At 41.8% G+C, this 20399-nt stretch carries 20 protein-coding genes; 14 read left to right on the top strand and 6 right to left on the bottom strand.

Annotated features, from left to right (window positions below; translation table 11 throughout):
• The first annotated feature begins 29 nt into the window (after positions 1-29).
• The 8 genes from G0Q07_RS04175 (at position 30) to G0Q07_RS04140 (ending at position 9436) form a co-directional block, all read left to right on the top strand.
• The gene (locus G0Q07_RS04175; protein ID WP_163344911.1) at positions 30-1154 is read left to right on the top strand and encodes an AI-2E family transporter; all 1125 of its coding nucleotides are present in this window, start codon (positions 30-32) and stop codon (positions 1152-1154) included.
• A 226-nt stretch (positions 1155-1380) separates the two neighbouring features.
• The gene (locus G0Q07_RS04170) at positions 1381-2511 is read left to right on the top strand and encodes a cytochrome c3 family protein (protein WP_163344910.1); all 1131 of its coding nucleotides are present in this window, start codon (positions 1381-1383) and stop codon (positions 2509-2511) included.
• A 33-nt stretch (positions 2512-2544) separates the two neighbouring features.
• Positions 2545-4005, top strand: coding sequence for a TAT-variant-translocated molybdopterin oxidoreductase (locus G0Q07_RS04165; RefSeq protein ID WP_163344909.1), 1461 nt, complete (start codon positions 2545-2547; stop codon positions 4003-4005).
• Entirely contained in the window at positions 3909-5483 is a 1575-nt protein-coding gene (locus tag G0Q07_RS04160; RefSeq protein WP_163344908.1) for a 4Fe-4S dicluster domain-containing protein, read from the top strand. The genes G0Q07_RS04165 and G0Q07_RS04160 overlap by 97 nt, the downstream gene beginning before the upstream one ends.
• A gap of 6 nt (positions 5484-5489) precedes the next feature.
• On the top strand, positions 5490-6875 hold the full coding sequence (gene nrfD, locus G0Q07_RS04155; protein WP_163344907.1) for an NrfD/PsrC family molybdoenzyme membrane anchor subunit: 1386 nt from the start codon (positions 5490-5492) through the stop codon (positions 6873-6875).
• The gene (locus tag G0Q07_RS04150) at positions 6868-7365 is read left to right on the top strand and encodes a DUF3341 domain-containing protein (RefSeq protein ID WP_163344906.1); all 498 of its coding nucleotides are present in this window, start codon (positions 6868-6870) and stop codon (positions 7363-7365) included. Before nrfD ends, G0Q07_RS04150 begins: the two co-directional genes overlap by 8 nt.
• Positions 7366-7367: 2 nt before the next feature.
• Positions 7368-8084, top strand: coding sequence for a c-type cytochrome (locus G0Q07_RS04145; protein WP_163344905.1), 717 nt, complete (start codon positions 7368-7370; stop codon positions 8082-8084).
• A gap of 146 nt (positions 8085-8230) precedes the next feature.
• Positions 8231-9436 (top strand): quinol:cytochrome C oxidoreductase, encoded by a 1206-nt coding sequence (locus G0Q07_RS04140; protein ID WP_163344904.1) that lies wholly within the window; start codon positions 8231-8233, stop codon positions 9434-9436.
• 205 nt (positions 9437-9641) lie between these two features.
• Here G0Q07_RS04140 and G0Q07_RS04135 read toward each other — a convergent pair whose 3' ends face one another.
• A complete protein-coding gene (locus G0Q07_RS04135) occupies positions 9642-9845 on the bottom strand; it encodes a hypothetical protein (RefSeq protein WP_163344903.1) in 204 nt (67 codons plus the stop codon).
• Between the two features lie 59 nt (positions 9846-9904).
• Here G0Q07_RS04135 and G0Q07_RS04130 point away from each other — a divergent pair, with 59 nt between their 5' ends.
• From G0Q07_RS04130 to G0Q07_RS04105, 6 genes are all read left to right on the top strand, one after another.
• Entirely contained in the window at positions 9905-10828 is a 924-nt protein-coding gene (locus G0Q07_RS04130) for an ABC transporter ATP-binding protein (RefSeq protein ID WP_163344902.1), read from the top strand.
• Positions 10829-10838: 10 nt separating this feature from the next.
• Positions 10839-12182 (top strand): ABC transporter permease, encoded by a 1344-nt coding sequence (locus G0Q07_RS04125; protein ID WP_163344901.1) that lies wholly within the window; start codon positions 10839-10841, stop codon positions 12180-12182.
• A gap of 429 nt (positions 12183-12611) precedes the next feature.
• Positions 12612-13523, top strand: coding sequence for a cysteine synthase A (gene cysK / locus G0Q07_RS04120; protein WP_163344900.1), 912 nt, complete (start codon positions 12612-12614; stop codon positions 13521-13523).
• A 144-nt stretch (positions 13524-13667) separates the two neighbouring features.
• Positions 13668-14138: a DUF302 domain-containing protein gene (locus G0Q07_RS04115; protein WP_163344899.1), complete on the top strand. Its 471-nt coding sequence runs from the start codon at positions 13668-13670 to the stop codon at positions 14136-14138.
• A gap of 21 nt (positions 14139-14159) precedes the next feature.
• Positions 14160-14468, top strand: coding sequence for a heavy-metal-associated domain-containing protein (locus G0Q07_RS04110; RefSeq protein ID WP_163344898.1), 309 nt, complete (start codon positions 14160-14162; stop codon positions 14466-14468).
• 112 nt (positions 14469-14580) lie between these two features.
• Positions 14581-14733 carry a hypothetical protein gene (locus G0Q07_RS04105; protein WP_163344897.1) on the top strand — a complete coding sequence of 51 codons (153 nt, stop codon included), beginning with the start codon at positions 14581-14583 and terminating at the stop codon, positions 14731-14733.
• Positions 14734-15425: 692 nt separating this feature from the next.
• Here the strand turns inward: G0Q07_RS04105 and G0Q07_RS20985 are convergent.
• From G0Q07_RS20985 to G0Q07_RS04080, 5 genes are read right to left on the bottom strand one after another with little or no spacing between them, the layout of a single operon-like run.
• Positions 15426-15884 (bottom strand): ABC transporter permease, encoded by a 459-nt coding sequence (locus G0Q07_RS20985; protein ID WP_163344896.1) that lies wholly within the window; start codon positions 15882-15884, stop codon positions 15426-15428.
• A gap of 23 nt (positions 15885-15907) precedes the next feature.
• The gene (locus tag G0Q07_RS20980) at positions 15908-16636 is read right to left on the bottom strand and encodes an ABC transporter permease (RefSeq protein WP_163344895.1); all 729 of its coding nucleotides are present in this window, start codon (positions 16634-16636) and stop codon (positions 15908-15910) included.
• Between the two features lie 5 nt (positions 16637-16641).
• Positions 16642-17823: an ABC transporter permease gene (locus G0Q07_RS04090; protein ID WP_163344894.1), complete on the bottom strand. Its 1182-nt coding sequence runs from the start codon at positions 17821-17823 to the stop codon at positions 16642-16644.
• 1 nt (position 17824) lies between these two features.
• Positions 17825-18811 carry an HlyD family secretion protein gene (locus G0Q07_RS04085; protein WP_163344893.1) on the bottom strand — a complete coding sequence of 329 codons (987 nt, stop codon included), beginning with the start codon at positions 18809-18811 and terminating at the stop codon, positions 17825-17827.
• A 27-nt stretch (positions 18812-18838) separates the two neighbouring features.
• A complete protein-coding gene (locus tag G0Q07_RS04080) occupies positions 18839-20365 on the bottom strand; it encodes a TolC family protein (protein ID WP_163344892.1) in 1527 nt (508 codons plus the stop codon).
• Between the last annotated feature and the right edge of the window lie 34 nt (positions 20366-20399).

Below are 20399 nucleotides of genomic sequence, written 5' to 3'. Positions count from 1 at the left end.
TTGGTTATATTTGTTAAAAACGAACAAAAATGATTCAACTTAAAGGCTGGACCCGCAACACGCTTTTTATTGTTGGGCTACTTTTTATCATTTTTCTACTGTGGTATTTTAGTGCCATAGTTACCTACATTCTTATTTCGGTAGTACTTTCGTTTATCGGCCGCCCGTTAACTCGCTGGCTGATGAGAATTAAATACAAACGATTTAAAATGCCCAAAGGACTGGCTGCGTTTGCAAGCCTGGTATCTTTGTGGATCGTTTTTATTTCATTTTTTCGGTTTATGATCCCGCTGCTGATAAGCGAAGTGGAAACATTATCGCAGATTGACTTTACACTTGTTCTCGATTCAATAGAAGAACCTTTGCTTAATCTGATGCAGTTTTTCAACAAAGATGCAGTGGGCATTGAATCGAAGAATTTTCTTGATATCGTTACAGAAAGTCTTGGTGCCCAAATCGATTTTTCACAAGTCTCAAATTGGTTTGGCTTGGTGGCAGGAACCATCGGGGAATTGCTGATCGGATTTTTCGCGGTATCTTTTATCACCTTTTTCTTTTTGAAAGAAGAAACCATGTTCCGCACATTTATTATTTTACTGGTTCCTACCCGTTTCGAAGAAAAAGTAAGCCATATCCTGGAGTCAATTTCCTACTTGTTACGGCGTTATTTCATCGGACTGCTTTTCGAGGTTTTTATGGTTATGTTGCTCGACACCATCGGTCTTACCATTATTGGTATCGAATTCAACCATGCGGTTGTAATTGGTCTGTTCTGTGGCATGTTCAATGTTATTCCTTATCTCGGCCCGTGGATGGGAGCAGCGCTTGGCTTACTCATCGGAGCAGCTTTACATATTAATCTCGATTTTATGAATGAGGTTTTACCCACATTAGGATGGATGACACTGGTTTTTCTTTCTGTTCAGGTGATCGACAACGTACTTTATCAGCCCCTTATTTATTCCAGTAGCGTAAAAGCACACCCGCTCGAAATATTTCTTGTAATTATGGCAGCCGGAAGTATGGCCGGAATAATAGGAATGATCCTGGCCATTCCTGTTTATACCATTATCAGGGTAATTGCCGCAGAATTTTTTGAGAATATGAAACTGGTACGAAAATTAACAGAACAACTCGAAAAAGAGAAAACCTAAAGCCTTTAAACGTCATAGTTTATCGACATAGGAAATAAAAATTTCATTTCTCATAAATGTAAGCTATCGCTATTTCAGAACATTCTCAGCTATTTAACGTAAAAGTTTAATCATTTGCAGAACCTTCAGGTCTTTTTATTGTTAATAGATTGAGTCTACATAAAAAGGCCTTTATTTTAATACTAAACTTAACAGAATGAGAGAACACTTCTTAAGGGGAGGTTTCATGAAAAAAACGCAGATTTTCATATCCCTGTTCGCATTTGTTACTTGTATTTTGCTATCAATTAGTTCTTATGCCGATTCAACTGAATCGGTAATATCCGATGGACATTCAAACCAGGATGTTAAACGCGGGGAGCGTTTCTTTAAAGGATTATTACCTTTCGATCGTGACTTTGCATCGTGCGTTTCCTGCCACAATTTAAACCGGGTTGACACCTTAAACTGGAATCCTTCAGCCATGGATATAGCAATAAAATACGTGGATAAGGATTTTGAAGCTTTTCAAACAACGGTAATGAATCCGACAGGCGTAAAAACGGAAGCATCGCACGTTAACTTCAAAATTGAGGAAGAAGACCTGAAAACCGTAAAAATTTATTTAGACAATCTGGCACACACCGGAGTTCCTCCGGCAAAACCAACACATTACAACCTTATTCTGTTCCTGTTTTTAGGATTACTGATTACCTGGGCAGTTGTAGAACTGATCTTTCTGCGCAAAATAAAACTGAAATTCATTCCTCTACTAATATTGTTTGCTGCTTTTGGCTGGCAGGTAAAAATGATTGTTACCGATGCTATTCGCCTGGGCCGACAAGAAAATTATGCTCCCGATCAACCCATAAAATTTTCGCATAAAGTGCATGCCGGCGATAATGGAATTGATTGTATGTATTGCCACACAACAGTGGAGCACAGCAAATCGGCGGGCATTCCGGCCACCGATCTTTGCATGAATTGCCACATACTTATTAGAGAAGGTACCAACAGTGGCAAATTTGAAATTTCGAAGGTGGTTGATGCCTCCGAGAACGGGCAACCAATTGAGTGGAAACGTATTCATAATCTTCCCGACCACGTATATTTCAGTCATGCGGTGCATGTTGGTTCTGGAAAACTCGACTGCATGCAATGTCATGGCCCCGTTGAGGAGATGGATATTATGGAACAACACAGCGATTTGTCGATGGGATGGTGTGTAAACTGTCACCGCGATACCGAAGTGGACTTTGGAAACAATGGTTATTACGAACATTACGTAAAATTACATGAAGAGCTGAATTCCGGAGCTATCGATTCGGTAACAGCAGCTGATATTGGTGCTAACGATTGTATGCGCTGCCACTACTAATAAGTTCAAGTTTAAAGCAGAATCAAACAAACTATGACAAAATATTGGAGAAGTTTAGACGAGTTTAATAATCCGGCAGAGTTTAAGCAAAACGAGATTAAACTGGAACTGGATGCGAAGCGTGCCACTATGAAAAAAGCTTCCGGTTCATCAAGGCGCGATTTTCTGAAAACGTTTGGTTTCAGTGTTGCAACGGCAGCGGTTGTTGCCAGCTGTAAACGCCCGGTTAACAAAGCCATTCCTTATTTGGTAAAACCAGAAGAAGTAACCCCCGGAATGGCCAACTATTATGCCTCAAGCTATTTTGAAGCCAACGAATACTGCAGTGTTTTGGTGAAAGTACGCGACGGTCGCCCCATTAAAATTGAGGGCAACGATTTGTCATCCATTTCACAAAAAGGAACATCTGCCCGGGTTCAGGCTTCCGTTCTTGATCTATACGATGATGCCCGATTTAAAACACCGCAAAAAAAAGGAAAAGCAACAAACTGGGAGGAAGTAGACAGTTACATCACAAAAAAACTGGAGCAACTGAATAACGACAATAAAAAAGTTGTTTTGCTTACGTCAACCATAATTTCGCCAACAACAAAAAAAGTAATCGGAAGCTTTCAGGAGAAATTCCCCAATGTTGAGTGGGTTCAATACGATTCGGTTTCGGCAAGCGGAATGCTGCAGGCCAATCAACAAAGTTTTGGAGCTGCACTAATTCCCGACTACCGTTTTGAGCGTGCAAAAGTAATTGCCAGTTTTGGTGCCGACTTTTTAGGTACCTGGCTTTCTTCAACAGAATATACAAAAGGTTACGCAGCCGGAAGAAAAGTGCTGGATAAAGGCGACGAAATGAGTCGTCATTATCAGTTCGAGTCGGGAATGACTCTGACTGGCTCAAATGCCGATGTGCGTGTTCCCATAAAACCATCAGAAGAAAAGACGATTTTAAAAGCCCTCTACTACCAATTAATGCAGGCAAAAGGGTTTGTGACCATTGCAGCGCCTGGCAGTCCGGTTGATATAAAAGGACTGGCCGACGATCTGCTGGCAAACGAAGGGAAGTCGATGGTTATTTCAGGAAGCAACGATGTAACTATACACCTGATTGTAAATGCCATTAATAATCTTTTGGGAAATTACAGCTCAACGATTTTACTCGACAGGCCATTACATACCCACCAGGCTATTGATGCCGATTTCGAGAAATTAATTTCAGAACTAAAAAATAAAGAAGTTGCCGGCCTGCTATGCTGGGGTGTAAATCCGGTTTATAATCATCCGAATGGTGAAGAAATAGAAAATTTGATTTCGGGTACCGAACTTTCTGTTTCGTTTTCCGACAGAAAAGACGAAACTACTGCCGCCAGTTACTGGGTATGTCCTGCGCCACATTACCTCGAAGCGTGGAACGATGCCGAACCAAAAAAGGAATTTTCAGCTTGGTGCAACCTACCATCTCAAAACTTTTCGATAGCCGACAGGTACAGGAAACACTGCTAAAATGGGCAGGAGAAGAGCAGCCTAACTATTACGAAATTGTAAAAACGAACTGGGAAGAGAACTTCTCAGCCTCACAATCAAAATATTCCGATACCCGTTTGTTCTGGAACTATGCATTACAAAAGGGAGTATTCGAAACAGAAATAACTTCTGATGCCCCGCTTTATAACGAAAATGGATTGGAAGATGCATTAGAACTCGGCAGTGCTGAATCTCGGGGCTGGGAAATTACCCTCTACCAAAGTGTAGCATTAAAAGACGGAAGCTCGGCCAACAATCCGTGGTTGCAGGAACTACCCGACCCAGTTGCGAAGATCAGCTGGGATAATTTTGCTGCAGTACCCGTAAAATGGGCCGAAGAAAATGGCGTTCAAAACGAATCGGTAATCAGCATTAACGGTATTGAAATGCCCGTTTTTGTGCAACCCGGACAAGCGCCTGAAACGATTTCGGTGGCATTAGGCTACGGCCGCCAAATTGCCGGAAAAGTGGGCGACGGAGTTGGTAAAAACATGTACAAGCTGGCATCGATTCAAAACAATGCCAAACAACTTTGGATAAGTGGTGCCGATGTGCAAACAACAGAAAAAACATTCGAACTGGCTTTATCGCAAACGCACCATTCAATGGAAGGCCGGCCAATTGTTCGTGAAACAAATTTTGATAAGTGGCAACTTGATCCGGCTTCGGGAAATGAAATCCGCGAAGAGCATCAAAAACATCACGTTTCTTTGTATCCTGAGCAGGAGTTCAAAGGCCATCACTGGGCAATGGCAGTTGATTTGGGAAGCTGTGTGGGATGTGGAAACTGTTCTATCTCGTGCCAGGCCGAAAACAACGTGCAGGTAATCGGGAAAGAGCAGGTTCGGAATCGGCGGATTATGCACTGGATTCGTGTTGACCGCTATTTTTCTAACGATGCTGAAAATCCGGATGTATATCATCAGCCGGTAATGTGCCAGCATTGCGATAATGCACCATGCGAAAATGTATGCCCCGTTTCGGCCACTCCACACAGCGAGGAAGGATTAAACCAAATGGCCTACAACCGATGCGTAGGAACCAAATATTGTGTGAACAACTGCCCGTATAAGGTGCGTCGTTTTAACTGGTTTCAGTATGTAAACAACGATAAATTCGATTTTAACTCAAACAGCGATTTAGGACGTATGGTGCTAAACCCTGATGTTACCGTACGCTCGCGTGGTGTGGTTGAAAAATGCTCGTTCTGTGTACAACGTATTCAGGAGAAGAAAGCAGAAGCCAAAGTTGACGGTAGAAAATTGGAGGACGGAGAGGTTCAACCTGCCTGTGTTCAGTCATGCCCAGCCGATGCACTGGTTTTTGGAGATTTAAACAATGAGAGCAGCAAGATTAATAAAATGTTTAAAAACGAGCGAAATTACCATTTACTGGAAGAGCTGCACACCCTGCCATCGGTAGGTTATTTAACTAAAGTAAGAAACAAAAAAGCATAAACGCCTATGTATAATTCAGCCGTAAGGGGAAAGCTAATTGATGGCGAAAAATCGCATAGCCAGATATCGAGGGAGATATTAGCACCCATCCATGCCAAAACACCGTTATGGTGGTATGCAGCCATGCTGGTGAGTTTGGGCATGTTCGGATTTGGTTTGTATTGCAAATACGTAACCATTTCAACCGGAATTGGCACCTGGGGAGTTAACAACTCGGTTGCCTGGGGTTGGGCCATCATCAATTTTGTTTGGTGGATTGGTATCGGACATGCCGGAACAGCATTTTCCATTTTCCTGCTCATCTTACGACAAAAATGGAGAACAGCCATTAACCGTGCTGCAGAGGCAATGACCGTTGTTGCCGTTTTCTGTGCCAGTCTTTTCCCGCTGTTACACATGGGGCGTCCGTGGTTGTTTTTCTTTATTTTCCCGTATCCGAATACGCGGGGACCACTTTGGGTGAATTTTAACTCTCCCCTTTTCTGGGACTTTGTGGCTATTTCGGCCTACCTGCTTATATCAGCAAGCTTCTGGTATTTTGGAATGGTACCTGATTTTGCCACCATACGCGACACTGCTAAATCGAAAATTAAAAAAGCAGTTTACGGATTTTTTGCCTTTGGCTGGACCGGTTCTAGCCGCGAGTGGCTGCGTTTTGAAGGCCTGAGTTTTGTACTTGGCGGAATTGCTGCCGTTTTGGTCGTTTCGGTACACTCGATTGTAGCTACTGACTTTGCTGTTTCGGTACAAGCCGGTTGGCACACCACCATTTTTCCACCGTATTTTGTAATCGGGGCAATCTTCTCGGGATTTGCAATGGTGCTCACCTTGGTAATTACGATGCGTGGCCTATACAAAATGAACGATTTTATTACCGACAGACATATTGATGCGATTTGCCGGATTCTGATATTTATTTCACTCATTATGGGAACAGCCTACATGACAGAGATTTTTATTGCCTGGTATTCAGCCTCGGAATACGAAACTTATATGTTCTTCCAAAACCGTTTGTTTGGCGATTATGCACTTCAGTTTTGGATCATGTTTACCGCCAATGCCGTGGTTCCACAGCTGTTTTGGTTTAAAGCCGTTCGTAAACGCATGTGGATTGTTTTCATCATTTCAATCATTATCAATATTGGTATGTGGTTCGAGCGCTTTAACATTGTGGTTACCACGCTTAGCCGCGATTACTTACCAGCCAATTGGGCGAACTACTCGCCTTCCTGGGTTGAAATAGGATTCTTTGTCGGGACACTCGGAATGTTTCTTGCCGGCGTACTGTTGTTCTTCCGCTACATTCCAATGATTGCCATTTCTGAATTAAAAAGTGTGGCCAAATTCGACAAACCAAATAACGGACAACTAAAAGCAAAGAGTCATGAGTAAAAAATATATCCTTGGCGTTTTTGACGACGAAGCAACTTTAGTTGATGCTTTTGAGAAATTAAAAGACAAAGGAGTTACTCCGGTTGAGGTTTATACGCCTTACCCGGTGCACGAGATTCTGGAAGGAATGCCCATTAAAACACGTATTACGCATGCCGCTTTCTTCTACGGACTGTTTGCCGCAATTGGGATTCTTGGATTTCTAACTTATGCGGCAGTTATCGATTGGCCCTTGCGTTATGGAGGGAAACCCTATAATGCTTTTCCGTCGTTTATTGTGGTAACAATTGTTGCTACTATTCTTGCTATTACATTGCTCACGCTTTTTACCTTTTCGGCAAGGGCAAAAATTTTTCCCGGCAAAAGAGCAGAGATATTTCACGAGCGTGCCACCGACGATAAATTTGTTATGGTATTCGACGAGGCCGGAATGGCAAGCAACAGCGAATCAGTTAAATCGATCCTCACAGAACATGGTAAAATTGAATAACTATGGACTTAATAAAATCAATTAGAAAATATTTTGCACCGTCCTTTAGGGCGGTGATCACGCAGGTACAGCAGCTAATTGAAACTTTGAAAATTGTTATTTTACAAGTTAACAATTTTCAAAGTTTCAATATCAGGAAGCCAAACAATGTCCACACCGCCCTAAAGGACGGTTTAAAGTTTGCCTTTTTACTTTTTACTCTTGCCTTGATTTCTTCCTGCGATTACAACCGCCGAACAACAGGCTGGCAGTATTTCGATGATATGGTTGCCTCTCCGGCTTACGAGAGCTACACGCCCAATCCCAATTTTGCCGACGGAAAAACCATGCAGCCACCTGTTCCGGGAACAATTCCACGTGGCACCGTTCCTTACGCTTACGAAAAAACGGAAGAAGACCGTGCGCTGGCAGCAGCCACTCTGGAAAACCCGGTGGTGTTTGATAAAAAAAATCTGGATCGTGGGAAAAAAATGTACGGCATTTACTGCATGCAGTGCCATGGAGAAAAGGGCGACGGGCAGGGATCGTTGTATGTAAGTAAAAAATACACCTTTCCTCCAGCCAGTTTACTAAGCGAAAAGATGTTGGCCAATCCCGAAGCGGACATTTACCATGTAATTACGGTTGGCCAGGGAATTATGGGCGAGCACGGGTCGATGATCCGGCCAGCCGACCGCTGGAAAATTGCGATGTATGTAAAAGAGGTATTACAAAATTGAGAATTATATGATGAGAGTTCATCTAAAATATCATGGGTATAAAAATTAGGAAGTAGAATATAAAAGCTGTCATTTCGACGAAGAATGAGGAGAAATCTGTCTCATGAATAAGATTTCTCAGTCGTACCTCCTTCGAAATGACAACTATGAATGATTTGAACGATAAACTAAGAAGAACAAAAGCAACAGATATGGAAGACCGATTAATACTTTCCAACAAGTTTAAAATGCTCACCTACGCGCTAATGGGCGTTGGCGTAGTATCCTTTGCACTGGGTTTTGTTTTTGATGCCGAGCGCACCTGGGCAAACTACCTTTTAAACAATTATTATTTTGTATCGCTGGCCATTGGTGCTGCTTTTTTTGCCGCCATACAATACATTACGCAATCGGGCTGGTCGGCTATGTTTAAGCGTGTGCCCGAGGCTATGGCCGCGTACCTTCCGTTTGCAGCGGTATTCTTCCTGATTCTTTATTTTGGCATGCATTCCGTTTTTGAATGGACACACCACGAAGTTGTTTCGCACGACCATATCTTACAGCACAAATCGCCATACCTGAATGTACCGTTCTTTTTTGCACGGGTAGTTTTATTCTTTGCCGCATGGATTATTCTGTCGAAAGTGTTGCGCAAATTCTCGTTAAAAGAAGACGAAGTTGGCGGCATGTATTATTTCGAAAAATCGGAGTTCTATTCCAAGATTCTGATTTTTGTGCTGGCACTTTCATTCAGCCTGTTTTCGGTTGATATGCTGATGTCGCTCGAACCCCACTGGTTCAGTACCATGTTTGCCGGCAAAAGCTTTATGGCCGGAGTTTTACACGCCTCTTCAATAATTGCACTGATTGTAATAATTTTATCAAAACAAGGAAAATTTCCTTTGCTGAACCACAGTCATTTGCACGATTTTACCCGTTATATTTTTATGTCGAGTATAGTTTGGGGTTACTTTAATTTTGCTGAGTTCATGCTAATATGGTACGGAAACATTCCGGAAGAAACATCGTTTTTTGTGCACCGCTGGCATGGCGTATACAAAGTGCTATTCTTCGCCAATATCGTAATTAACTGGGGAATTCCGTTTTTGGTACTGATGCCGCGAAAGAGTTCGAGGAGCAAATTATTTATGATTCCGGTAATCCTTCTGCTGATAATCGGACAATACACCGAACTGTACTACATTATTTGGCCGGCAACGGTTCACGAAGCCAAGTTTGGCCTGCTTGAAATCGGTAGTTTCCTGGGGTATGCCGGATTATTTTCGTGGGTAGTAGGAACAACACTTACCAAAGCCAGTTTGGTTCCGAAAAAGCATCCTTATCTGGAAGAAAGTATTCAGCATCATTTTTAAAGCAAATGTTTTGGCGATCTTTGGCTACTGTGCTGAAGATTGATTCCAGTAAGAACTATAGAAATTCTCTATGAAACAACCTTGCTTCCAAATGGAATATCTATGATTCCGTGTTGCCTTAAAGCTATTCCATAACTCCGAGAGACAATTCTCTTTGAAATAATAGAGGTTTTCTATCGAATAATCCCTATTCTTTAGATAATACCTATAATTCTTTATTGCCGCGAGACAATTCGTCGTGTCCGCAAAACAATTCCATAGAAACTTTTATTGAATTCATAATGCGTCGAAACAATTCCGACCGGATTAATTGGAAAAATATGAACAACAATTCCGATTCATCCTCCAATAATCCCCATTCGCCGATATTTATTTCAAGGGGCACTATTTTCAGGCTTTCTTTATGCATATTTAAAACCAAACCTGTAATTTGCACAGGTTAAATCTTACTATTCAATAAAAAACAACATGGAATTATTCGAAGCGCACAATGTAAACAAGGTTTTTGCTGCCACACAGGCATTAACCGATGTTAGCATTTCGGTGAAAGAACAAAGTATTTTTGGGTTGCTTGGCCCTAATGGCGCGGGCAAAACCACCCTCATCCGCATTATTAACCAAATTACGGCCCCCGATAGTGGCGAGATTTTTTTGAACGGGAAAAAAATGAACCGGTCAGACATTTCGCATATTGGGTATCTGCCCGAAGAACGCGGACTTTATAAAAAAATGAAAATTGGTGAGCAGGCTATTTACCTGGCTCAGTTAAAAGGTATGTCGCACCGCGATGCGTCGAAGAACCTGAAACAATGGTTCGAGAAATTCGATATTATGCCTTGGTGGAACAAAAAGGTGGAAGAATTATCGAAAGGGATGCAGCAAAAAGTGCAGTTTATTACCACTGTTGTTCATCAGCCCAAACTGCTGATATTCGATGAGCCTTTCAGTGGCTTCGACCCCATAAATGCCAAGCTGCTAAAAAAGGAGATTCTAAACCTTAAAGCAGAAGGTGCTACCATTATTTTCTCTACCCACAATATGGGATCGGTGGAGGAATTATGCGACCACATTGCACTAATCAACAAATCGAAAAAGATTGAAGACGGCCCAACCGATGAAATACGAATGAAATATAAAACGAATATTTTCGATATAAAATACAGGGGCGAATTTAAAGCTATTGACCTGGCGTTAGGCTCCAACTACAAAATCATCAGCCACGATGAGTCGGAAAAGGCAAACACCTTGAAAGTGCAGTATCTGAACGGGAATTCGAATAACGAATTGTTGTCGGCGTTAATGCCGGCAGCCGAAATTCTGGCATTCGAAGAACTTATTCCGAGTATGAACGATGTATTTATTACTGCCGTTGAAGAGTCGAACCAAAACTAAACTTGCCACAATGAACAACACATTACTGATATTAAAACAAGAATACCTGAAACGGGTAAAAAAGAAATCGTTCATCATATTAACCATCCTGACGCCGTTTTTAATTGCCGGCGTTTACGGGCTTGTTATCTATTTCTCGATAAAAGACGACACTGAAGAACGCACTATTGCCGTGTACGACGCCACTAATTTATTTCTTGGCGAATTCAGCGAAGAAGGAACAACGAGTTATCATTTTATTCCGCAAGAAGAATTTGCAACCTTAAAAACCAATGTAAAAGGCAGCGGTTATTACGGCGTACTTTACATTCCATCGGATATTTACTCGAACAACCAGGCGCAGCTTTTCTCCGAAAAACAGTTGCCGTTTGAGCTTACCGAACAAATTGAGCGCAAACTAAGCCGCTTTATCGAAAACGATAAACGACAAAAAGTGATAGCCGATTCGGGGATCCCTGATCTGGAAGACCGCCTGAGCCAAACGCGCACCAACGTAAATCTTAGCACGCTTAAGGTTTCGCAATCAGGCGAAACAAAGAAAAGTTCGTCGGTAGTAGCCTTTATTGCCAGTTATGCCATGGGATTGCTCATTTATTTCTTTGTGTTTATGTATGGCGCCATGGTTATGCGCAGCGTGATGGAAGAAAAGAAAAGCCGCATTATCGAGGTGATTATTTCTTCAGTGAAGCCAAGCCAACTGATGGCCGGGAAAATTATCGGAACGGCCTTGGTAGGCTTAACACAGGTTGCCATTTGGATACTTCTGGGTGGCATTGGACTGGTTGTGGTACAAAGCCTCTTTTTCACGCCCGAGTCGGCACAACAAATGGGACAAAGTATTATGGAGTCGCAGGGACAAATGAACCCGGCTGCCGTGCAGGCTACACAATCCAATCAGGTAATGGAAATTATGGAAATGATCGGCAATCTAAACCTGCCGCTTATTCTGTTTTCGTTTGTGTTTTACTTTTTGGTGGGCTACCTGCTTTACAGCGCTCTGCTTGGTGCCGTTGGTGCCGCTGTTGATAACGACGAAGACTCGCAACAGATGGTATTCCCGGTAACTTTTCCGCTGATCCTTTCTATTATGCTGCTCTTCCCCATTGCCAAAAATCCTGAGGGGCCACTGGCTTTCTGGTGTTCTATAATTCCATTTACCTCGCCGGTGGCAATGATGGCACGCGTTCCTTACGATCTGCCAATTTGGGAGCTACTTTTATCAATGGGTCTTTTAGTAATTACTACAATTGTATGCATTATGGCTGCCGCCAAAATCTATCGCATTGGATTACTGATGTACGGAAAAAAGGTAAATATTAAAGAGCTGATTAAATGGCTTAGATATAAAGGCTAGTAACAAAGATAATGAGGCTGGCTAAAAAAGGTAGCAACAATGTCATTCTGAATTTATTTTAGCATCTATAGAACCTGGTTTCAAATTCTTAAAAGATCCTGAAACAAGTTCAGGATGACGAAACAAAATCTTTAAGACAGCCAGACAAATACCCGCTTTTCTTAACAAAGTAGACAAAAACATGATTTTTTTCATATTTACTATTTAGAATAAATAAAAATTGCATATATTGCGTCCATTATGAAAAAGAAAAACACCGGTAACAATATGATGATGTGTTGTTGTTTCCTTAAAAAAGGGAAAGGTGTTGTAGTGTTTTAGCTTGAGCTTAATTGCATGATTATACAAGGCCTTTCCGTGAACGGAAAGGCTTTTTTTTTGTTTAAAAAGTATTTACCGAAATAACTCAAAAATTAAATTCATAGTGAAATGAAAGCAAAGAACATTTTAGAAACCATTGGCAACACGCCACATGTAAAGATCAACCGCCTCTATCCGGAGGATTACGAAGTTTGGGTGAAAGTAGAAAAAACAAACCCGGGAGGAAGCATAAAAGACCGTATTGCACTCGCAATGGTTGAGGATGCCGAGAAAAAAGGACTGCTGAAAGAAGGTTCGGTGATTATTGAACCAACGTCGGGAAATACCGGAATCGGATTGGCATTGGTGGCAGCCGTAAAAGGTTATCGTTTAATTCTTACTATGCCGGAGTCAATGTCGCTGGAAAGAAGAAGAGCATTAAAAGCATTTGGTGCCGAGCTGGAATTAACACCAAAGGAAAAAGGAATGAAAGGTGCCATTGCCAAAGCCGAAGAACTGGCCAACGAACTGGATAACGCCTGGATTCCGCAACAGTTTAACAACCCGGCAAACGTTGCTGTACACCACAATTTTACTGCTCAGGAAATTTTAAAAGATTTCCCCGAAGGTTTCGATTACCTGATTACCGGTGTTGGTACCGGAGGTCATATAACTGGAGTTGCCGAAGTTTTAAAAGCAAAATTTCCGAACCTAAAAGTTTTTGCGGTTGAACCGGATTCAAGCCCTGTAATTAGCGGTAAAGATCCTGGCCCTCATGGGATTCAGGGAATTGGTGCCGGATTTATTCCGAACAACCTAAATACTGATCTTCTTGATGGAACAGTAGAAATTAGTAAAGAGGAAGCTTTTGAATATGCTCAGAAAGCGGCAAGAGAAGAAGGTTTGTTTGTTGGTATTTCATCGGGAGCATCTTTTGCTGCCGTTGCCAAAAAGATCAAAGAACTACCAAAAGGATCGCGAATTCTTACTTTCTCGTACGATCACGGCGAGCGCTATTTATCGATTGAAGGATTGTATTAAAACTAACGTCAATATATATGAAGGGAATCATTCGAATGAGTGGTTCCCTTTTTTATTTTCTATGCTTCTAAGCACTATCAGGCAAATCTATCAAACAAAAGTTTACGGTATGTTGTTTCTTTGTGTAAATTAACACAACTAAAAATGAAAGGATTAACTATGTTTTTAACCGGACTTATTGCAGGCATACTTTTAACCGTAATTGTATTGATTGTTATAATGCCCAAACAAATGTTTGTGGTAAACGAAAGTAAACTCGATTTTGACGAAACCGTTGCCGCCATTGAACAATCGGCAAAAGACCATAACTGGAGCATGCCGCATTTATATGATCTCCAGGCAACCATGAAAAAACATGGTTTTGATGTAAAACCGGTGAAAGTATTTTCGCTGTGCAAACCCGATCATGCCTACCAGATTTTGAGCAGTGACCAGGAACGTGTGGTTTCGGCACTTATGCCTTGCCGCGTTGCCGTATACGAACGCAACGGCAAAACCTATGTTTCGATGTTGAACTCGGGCCTGTTCTCAAGATTTATGGGAAACAAAGTTAAAACCGTGATGGGTGCAGCCAGCGAAGAAAACAAACAAATACTTGCCCCGGTTATTCGATAAGTAAACATTAAAAAAAATACCATGAAGAAACTATTTTATCTCTTTATTCTTTTAGGATTTGTTGCCTGTAATTCAGGAACAAAAAAACACACTGAAGTTGCACAGCCGGAACAAATTGTTGAATCAACTATTGATATTGGCGGGTTACATTGCGATGCGTGTGTCACCTCGGTAGAAAAGGGAGTAAATTCCCTGAGTGGGATTGAATCGGTAAAAGTGACACTCGCAGATTCAACTGCCATTGTAACATACAACGCATCGGCAGTGTCAATCGATGAAATTGAAAAAAGCATTGAAAAGCGCGGATACACTATAAAAGCCGTGAATTAAGTCCCTGCAACAGTTAAACAGCTACTGTTCACAAAGTTCTGGTGATAACTAACAAGGGTTTTCGGCATAATATTTGTAAAATACCATACATTGCAGAAAAGCCATATAAACAATGAAAGACAATTTCAAAAACGGAAAACCGGAACTAAAAGAAACAGGGCCAGTGTGGAGCGTTAAAGTTGACATTCCAACTGCCGTTTCTGAAGATTCCATCAGGCTTTATAAAAAAGCCCGAATACTGAAACTAAAAGTAATTTTGAATTAAATAAAAAGCTTTGACCGCGATTGGATCAAAGCTTTTTTTATTCTGTTATAACATTGGGTAAAAACCCACGAAATCAAATAGGTCAAACACCTATAATATTCTTATTTCAATAATAATTAAATAGGCAAATGGTTGATTAGGAATCCTATCCATGTTTTTCCTGCCGGAGGCTATCATTTTTGTCTTGACACAAAAATGAAACAAAAAAGTCAAGGCTGCTTTTAGCCTTTCCGCTACATTTTCATAAAACCTAAATTCGGACGGGTGATCTCCTCGATTCCTCGGAGCTTCCCGCTCTCACTAAGGTTTTACTTCAACTCCGGGCAACGACCAAAAGAGGCCATCCGCTGAGGTAACGTCGTCACATCGAAGCCTGGCCTCGACCGATGAGCCGGAAAACAAGTGGTAACGGCGTTAAAAAATTACTGGTGCCCGCCTGCCGGCCGGCAGGTTTGAGGAGGCACGACAGCCTGTCCCGATCGTAGTATCGGGAAGTTTCAGGAATTTTAGGCGGCATCGCGTACCTGCCTGCCGGTAGGCAGGGCTTTTCCGAGTGAAGCGAACGCAGCCTTGGGCTTTCCGTTTACTCTTTGGGCTAAGCCAAAGAGTAAAATCCGTCTGACATTAGAGGAAACCTTATTTATAGATCCACTTTTTATTTTTTCTGGTCCCTCATTGAGATCCTTATGAATTTAAGAATTCTCCCTCTTTCTTATTTTGCCAGTAAAAAGCCGTACATAGAAATATGCAATAGTTAGAAAGGCATAACTTCCTGCCTGAAAATATAACTTTAGCACCTCTGATTTTACCTCAGTAATTCCAACACCCATTGTGCGTAAACGCAAATAGGCTGGTACAGCTGTTGTTCCGGGCAGAATTTTGGATAAGCCTACCAGCCAATCGGGCATAGCAGATACCGGCCAGGAAATACCGCTTAAGAACAAGGCAATCGGCGATAAAAACATCATAAATACAATGGCCGACTCGCGATGTTTAAATAAGGTTGACAGACCAATTCCGAAAAATATTACCGACAATAAGAAGGGGAATAATAACATCAGCACATCAAACATATTGCCTTTGTCGGGATAGTTGAACCAATGGTGGATAATGATCAATGCAAGGCAAATATTAAATGCAGAAATGAGCAAATAAGCTCCTACTCTACCAAAGACTAACGGAATAATTTCGCGCCGGCGTTTGTTTTCCGGTAACCGGAACGGAGACTCTTTTGATTCGGAGAAGGTCCCCCCATAATCCCAATACCGATAAGCAAGGTTTGCTGAATAATAATTAATATTAATCCGGGCATGATAAAACTGCCATACGAACCTGAAGGAATGTAAAGCATGTGGGTTTGAATACTCAAGGGACTGGCCGAAACTTTTGCCTGTCGTAACGATTTTCCTTCGGCAAGGTAATGTTGCACGCCAACACCTGCCCCAAAATAAGCATTAACGGCTTGTGCCGCTGTGTAAAATGTTTTGTATTTCAACAGGTAACTACCATCGGCATAAACGGCAACATTGGCCTGTTTTGTCGATAGCACATTTTTCTGAAATCCTTTTGGTATAAGTAAAACACCATCAATTTTATTTTCCAGAAAAAGCTGTTCAGCCTCTTTTAAACTTTGTGGATTGTATGTAACCTGCACTTCACGCGAGGCATCAAGCATATTGGTGTATTTCCGACTGGTAGCTGTTTGATCTAAATCAACAACACCAACCGGCAAGTTGGTAAGCACCTCGTTAAAATATCCGAACGAGTATAACAGCGGATATATCAATAGCGCCCCCACCAAAATCAACACTGCACCGCTATCTGTAAAAATTGCTTTCAATTCATTCTTAAAATGAAAAGCCATTAACTCGAAGCTGTATATTTTATTTTTGTCTTTTGTCATAGTTCCTATTGTTTTCCCCAGTGTTTCGGATCGCTCAAACTTTTCTTATACAGATTAAATGCAGCCATACCCGACAGCATAAATAGGATAATGTAGCACAAATACGGCAACGCTTCTTTTATTGGAGCTCCACGTAACGATTGCGAAATAAAAAGTTTCTCCCACCAGGTAAAAGGGAAAATGGCTGTGAGTGCTTTTACAAATGGCATCATTCCTTCTACCGGAAAAGTAAGGCCGGAAAATGTTATTCCCATCATTATATAGGCACTCCCCACCGACAGCGACAAACGCAGGTTTTTGGTTAAAGCAACAAATATTAATCCCAGCATTTGGTAGGCAAGAATTGTAATAAACTGCCCGCAAAAGATAATTACGAAACTGCCATTTAAGGGCATGCCTTCAACCACATAAAGCAGGTAGGCAATTAACATTGCAAAACCAGAATAAATAACGGTGTATGGAAAAAGTTTCCCAACAATTGCCATTCGTACGCTGTTGTTTCCGGCTTCCAAAAGACTTAGCCCTGTTCCTCGTTTCAGTTCATTGCCGAAGGTGTAAACCGAACTCATAAAAGCAAATAAAAACAAGGTAAAATACATCATTGCCGAGTTAAGAAAGTAGGCATAATTTGTATACGGATTGAACAAGACATGCTTTTGAATTATCACAGGGACAACACGAGCCATGGCCTTTTGTGCATTGTTACCGTTAAGTGCCAGTTTTTTTAGCTGAATTCCGGCAGACAAGGTATTTAGTGTGGTTAAAACCGAACGTTGTACAACTCCGGCAACCGTTACATTTGTTCCGTTTATATAAACCGGAACAGGTGCTTCAACTCCCTGAAACACTTTTTTCTCCAAATCGTTGGGCAATACAACAATTGCCTGAACAAGACCTTGTTTTAACCACTCCCGCGCCTGGAAGATATCCGGTGAACCAGTCACAATTTGCACATCGGGTGAAGCGTTTAATGCATTTCCTACTTTTACGGAAAGTGATGAATTATCCTGATCGACCAAAGCAATGGGCAAACGTTTTGCTGCTCCTTGTTGAAAGATAAAAAAGAGAAGCAGAATACCCGTGATCGGCCCGATTAAAAGCAAAAACCGGTAAGCAGGATTTTGCTGAATCCGCCTGGCCTCACGAACCATGACCTCAAAAATAGGATGTCTCTTTTTCCCGTCCATTTTATTTCATTTCGGGTAAGGTAACAACGGCAGTCATTCCGGGACGCAAACCTTCAATTTTATTGACCGGACGCGCCTCAACTTCAAACGATTTTAAATCGAACTCTCCTGAAGTTTTTGTCGCATTCCATCGGGCAAAATCGGCCGACGGACTTATGTATTTTACTTTAAAGTCGAACTCCTGCCCATCCAATCCAGGGATTTTAGCTTTAAACACACTACCCATTTTAAAATGAGTCATATAATCTTCGCGAATGTAAAGTGTAACCCAAATATCGTTCAAATCGAGTAGGGTAACTACCGGAAAACCTGTTGAAACTAACTCGCCTTCTTCAACATTTACTCCCGACACTTCTCCGTCGGCAATAGCATTAATTGTTGTTTCTTTCAGGTAAGCTTGCACCTCGGCAATGGCGGCATCGGCACGTTTTACCATTGCAGCAGCAGCGGTTTTATCTTCTTCGCGGGCTCCCTTTTCAGCTTTCTGCCAAATGGCTTTTGCTGCATTTGCCGTTTCGCGGGCGGCTTTCATTTGCGTTTCAACCTCATCGCGTTTTTGTGCCGGCACCACTCCTTCATCATATAAATTCTGAATTCGTGCAAATGTCTTTTCAGCAAACTGTGCAGCTGCTTCAGCTTTTACATAGGTACTGTAGGCAGCTGTAATATCTTCTTGTTGCGCTCCGTTTTGAGCCTTTCGGCTTTGTGCACTTGCGGCAGTACGCGCGGCATTTGCGTTGGCCAGTTTTGCATTAATTTCGGGGCTGTCAATAGAAAAAATAAAGTCGCCCTTTTTCACTTTCTGTCCACGATCAACAGCTACTTTCTGTATCCTTCCCGGAACTTTTGATGCGATATTGTATTGTTGAGCCTCAACTTCTCCTTGCAGAATTACGGGCTCGGGTTTTGTTACAACAATAAATGTGTACACTATAAACGCTACGATAGCTACAAGTACAATTATTGAGCTTAAGGTCTTCTTATTCATATTCTATGTTTTTTGCTTTTGGTTTTCTTAAAGTGATTCGGTTACAGTATTATCTCCACTCGAGAAATTGATGTATTGTTCGGGAACACCTGCTGTTTGAAGGAAATTAGCCAACCCAACATCGTATTTATATAAAACACTAAGGCGCAGCGTTTTCACCTGCAGCACTTTTGTATTCGCCTCCACCACATCGGTAGAGGTTGCCAATCCTTCGTTAAATGCTTTCTCGGTACTCTGGCGGTATTCGTTTGCCAACTCAAGCGTTGTTTCCAACTCGGTCTTTTGCTCCATTTGCATTTGCAATTCGTTGTATAGCTTTACCAGGTAGGCTTCCAAATCGTTATTGGCTTTTTGTTCTGCGTATTCAACCTGGTTATGCATGGTTTCGCTGGCCAGTATGTTGTTCCTGCGGCTCATTCCCTGAAACAAGTTCCACTTCATTCCAATTCCAAGCTCCCATTCGGGCATGTATGGCGAAAAGTTTTTATCGGCAATGTTGTAATTTCCCATTGCTGCAATCGTTGGTAAATATTCGTTTTTTTCTACCCGGTGTTTTATCTCAACAAGTTCCTTTTTCCCCTGTATCTGTTTCAATTGAGGGTTTAATTCTTTGGCGCGATCTAACCACGCAGCCAGACCTGTTAACTCGTTATTTATAAACAAATTATTGGCTGGAATAACCTGCCCCATCGAATCAGTTGCCAATGTTGCTCTTAAGCCGGTTCGCAATATCTCAACATTCCGCACGGCCTGCTTCACTTCGCGTTCAGCCTCATTTTTTGCCACCTCGGCATGAAGCAATTCAACTTTTGCAATCATTCCGTTATCGTATAGTTTTTTTGCATCGTTGTGATGGTTTTCCATACTTTTCAGCATTTCTTTACGAAGTTTTTCCACTTGCAACCCGAGGGCCAGTCCATAATAACGTGTCACCAGCTCCGTTAACAGAACGCCTTCAGTATGGCGCAATTCCTGCTGACTAATATCCAGATTTACTTCGGCAGCCTGGTTCGCACCATTTATTTTACTTCCGGCATAAATTGGCATCGTAAAACTCGCTGTCAGCAAAGCAAAATTTTTGTCCTGAATGATCTCATCCCAATCGTGAGCGGCAATCTCTTCGCCTCCTTCAAGCAATTGCTGACGTACAATTTGGGTACTCATGTCGTCGCTTAAATAAGGATAAAGTGCATTGGTTGCCGGATCGGGATTTGGAACGCCGCTAAAAACACCATAAGTTCCCAGAGTTTCGTACAAGGGACTGATGGCTTCGCCCACCGGAGTTAAATCGAGATGCAAAGGATCGGACATGGCCACCGCTGTTGCATTTAGCGAAACCTGTGGCAAACGCATTCCTTTTTTCGATTTGATCTCGAATTCTTTCTGCCTGATCTCTTCTTTTTGGCGCAACAGTGCCGGATTTTGTTCCAGCATAATTTGCATCGCCTGGTCGAATGACAACAATTGGTCCTGCGACTGCCCGTGAACCGTTATTCCCACAGCCAAAAGCAAAAGGAATAATAAGACTGTTTTCTGTTGTTTAATTGTTTTCATTTCTATTATTGTAAGCTGTATTCTGTTGTATTCT

The sequence above is a fragment of the Draconibacterium halophilum genome, assembly GCF_010448835.1.
GTDB lineage: Bacteria > Bacteroidota > Bacteroidia > Bacteroidales > Prolixibacteraceae > Draconibacterium > Draconibacterium halophilum.
This window is presented reverse-complemented; position numbering and strand designations above follow the sequence as displayed.

What these genes read in the sequence shown, in the direction of transcription:
- G0Q07_RS04165 (WP_163344909.1), top strand. Translation starts at nt 2,545, where the DNA reads ATGACAAAATATTGGAGAAGTTTAGACGAGTTTAATAATCCGGCAGAG.
- G0Q07_RS04145 (WP_163344905.1), top strand. Translation starts at nt 7,368, where the DNA reads ATGGACTTAATAAAATCAATTAGAAAATATTTTGCACCGTCCTTTAGG.
- G0Q07_RS04150 (WP_163344906.1), top strand. Translation starts at nt 6,868, where the DNA reads ATGAGTAAAAAATATATCCTTGGCGTTTTTGACGACGAAGCAACTTTA.
- G0Q07_RS04130 (WP_163344902.1), top strand. Translation starts at nt 9,905, where the DNA reads ATGGAATTATTCGAAGCGCACAATGTAAACAAGGTTTTTGCTGCCACA.
- cysK (WP_163344900.1), top strand. Translation starts at nt 12,612, where the DNA reads ATGAAAGCAAAGAACATTTTAGAAACCATTGGCAACACGCCACATGTA.
- G0Q07_RS04140 (WP_163344904.1), top strand. Translation starts at nt 8,231, where the DNA reads ATGAATGATTTGAACGATAAACTAAGAAGAACAAAAGCAACAGATATG.
- nrfD (WP_163344907.1), top strand. Translation starts at nt 5,490, where the DNA reads ATGTATAATTCAGCCGTAAGGGGAAAGCTAATTGATGGCGAAAAATCG.
- G0Q07_RS04170 (WP_163344910.1), top strand. Translation starts at nt 1,381, where the DNA reads ATGAAAAAAACGCAGATTTTCATATCCCTGTTCGCATTTGTTACTTGT.
- G0Q07_RS04080 (WP_163344892.1), bottom strand. Translation starts at nt 20,365, where the DNA reads ATGAAAACAATTAAACAACAGAAAACAGTCTTATTATTCCTTTTGCTT.
- G0Q07_RS04085 (WP_163344893.1), bottom strand. Translation starts at nt 18,811, where the DNA reads ATGAATAAGAAGACCTTAAGCTCAATAATTGTACTTGTAGCTATCGTA.
- G0Q07_RS04090 (WP_163344894.1), bottom strand. Translation starts at nt 17,823, where the DNA reads ATGGACGGGAAAAAGAGACATCCTATTTTTGAGGTCATGGTTCGTGAG.
- G0Q07_RS04175 (WP_163344911.1), top strand. Translation starts at nt 30, where the DNA reads ATGATTCAACTTAAAGGCTGGACCCGCAACACGCTTTTTATTGTTGGG.
- G0Q07_RS20980 (WP_163344895.1), bottom strand. Translation starts at nt 16,636, where the DNA reads ATGACAAAAGACAAAAATAAAATATACAGCTTCGAGTTAATGGCTTTT.
- G0Q07_RS04115 (WP_163344899.1), top strand. Translation starts at nt 13,668, where the DNA reads ATGAAAGGATTAACTATGTTTTTAACCGGACTTATTGCAGGCATACTT.
- G0Q07_RS04105 (WP_163344897.1), top strand. Translation starts at nt 14,581, where the DNA reads ATGAAAGACAATTTCAAAAACGGAAAACCGGAACTAAAAGAAACAGGG.
- G0Q07_RS04110 (WP_163344898.1), top strand. Translation starts at nt 14,160, where the DNA reads ATGAAGAAACTATTTTATCTCTTTATTCTTTTAGGATTTGTTGCCTGT.
- G0Q07_RS04135 (WP_163344903.1), bottom strand. Translation starts at nt 9,845, where the DNA reads ATGCATAAAGAAAGCCTGAAAATAGTGCCCCTTGAAATAAATATCGGC.
- G0Q07_RS04125 (WP_163344901.1), top strand. Translation starts at nt 10,839, where the DNA reads ATGAACAACACATTACTGATATTAAAACAAGAATACCTGAAACGGGTA.